The 1,270-nt window shown below is 61.1% G+C and carries 2 protein-coding genes; one reads left to right on the top strand and one right to left on the bottom strand.

Translation table 11 applies throughout. The features are described 5' to 3' along the window. Positions 1-163 precede the first annotated feature (163 nt). Positions 164-1,015: a hypothetical protein gene (locus tag NW837_RS14810; RefSeq protein ID WP_414332345.1), complete on the top strand. Its 852-nt coding sequence runs from the start codon at positions 164-166 to the stop codon at positions 1,013-1,015. On the opposite strand, the gene NW837_RS14805 is transcribed toward NW837_RS14810, so the two are convergent. After that, a partial coding sequence (locus NW837_RS14805) for a metal ABC transporter permease (protein ID WP_414332343.1) occupies positions 984-1,270 on the bottom strand: 287 nt, incomplete at its 5' end. The two genes, NW837_RS14810 and NW837_RS14805, sit on opposite strands and share 32 nt — an antisense overlap.

The raw sequence follows: 1,270 nt of genomic DNA, 5'->3' as shown, positions 1-1,270 counted from the left end.
GCGGTCGGAAGCAGGAACCCGCCGAGACGACTGCGCAAGGAGCCATCCATGCGTAGCGTGGTAGGAATCTCCGGCCTTCAGGCAGGGGAGGATGTCAAACGAACGACACTTGCTTTCTGAGCCACTAACCTTGTAGAAAGACAAGGGCGAAAGGGCGGCTTTGATGCGGCGGCGCATTCTACAGCTTTGCATCCTCGGCTGGACGATGCTCCTCGTCCTGGCAGTGGGGGGCAGGGGATCCCTGCTGGTTCCCCACTTTTTTGGCATTGAAGCCCTGCAAGCCCAGGCTCAAACTCAAGCCGGAGAACTGCCGCAGCCGATGCGGCTCAAACTCCCCCCCGGCCTGGATCGCTACGCCTACGACAAGGCGGTGGGAGACTACTTTGAGGAAATCGAGCCGCTTTTGCCAGGTGGAGCCTATGCCCAGTGGGCCTTCTATCCCGTCCCTATCTACATCCAAGGGGATCACCCCCAGTGGAAGGCCTCCGTGGAGCAAGCGGTGAAGGAGTGGTCGGCCTACATCCCGCTCAAGGTGGTGGCCAAAGAGGAGGAGGCTTTCTACGGGATGAGCATTTACCGCGTTCCTCCTATTGGCGGCGGGGTGGCTGGGGCGGCCCGCCCGGAGTTTTTCTTCGCCTCCGATGGCTCTTTGCAGCAGCGGGTGCGCATCGTCATTGCAGAAGGACAGGGGTTGGCCGAAATAACGGCGGTGGCCCGACACGAGATCGGGCATGGGCTGGGGCTGTGGGGCCATAGCCCGAACCTGCGGGATCTGATGTATGGCGGACACCATGCGGCGGCTACCGGCAATCGGCGGGTGTTGCGGGTGCCCAACATTACCAAGCGGGATCTCAACACCCTCAAGCGCGTCTACGAGCAGCCCACCCTCAGCGGGCAGGTCTTTCCAGAGAGCTATCGCCGCCTGTTTGGCCAGCTTCTGCAGGAAAAGCCGCTGCCCGAGAGAGCTCTTGGATTGCCGCTAGCTAGAGCTGCAGGAGTTGCGACACCCCCTTGAGCGCCATAGCTAGGAGAAAAAAGAGCAACTGGGTGGCAACAATGCTGGGGCCGGAGGGCAGGTTGAAGGTTGCCGAGGCGATCATCCCCAGCACCGCGCTCAGTCCCCCAATACCTATGGCCAGCAGCACATAGGTTGTAAAGCGGGATCCCAAAAGCCTTGCCGTCGAGGCTGGGATGACCACAAAAGCGCTCACCAGCAACACCCCCACAGAGCGAATTGAGAGCGCCACCACCACAGCCAGCAACACCACAA

It is taken from the genome of Synechococcus sp. R6-10 (assembly GCF_047461815.1).
Classification (GTDB): domain Bacteria; phylum Cyanobacteriota; class Cyanobacteriia; order Thermostichales; family Thermostichaceae; genus Thermostichus.
The sequence above is the reverse complement of the archived record's forward strand: the minus strand, read 5'-3'. Positions and strand labels throughout refer to the sequence as shown.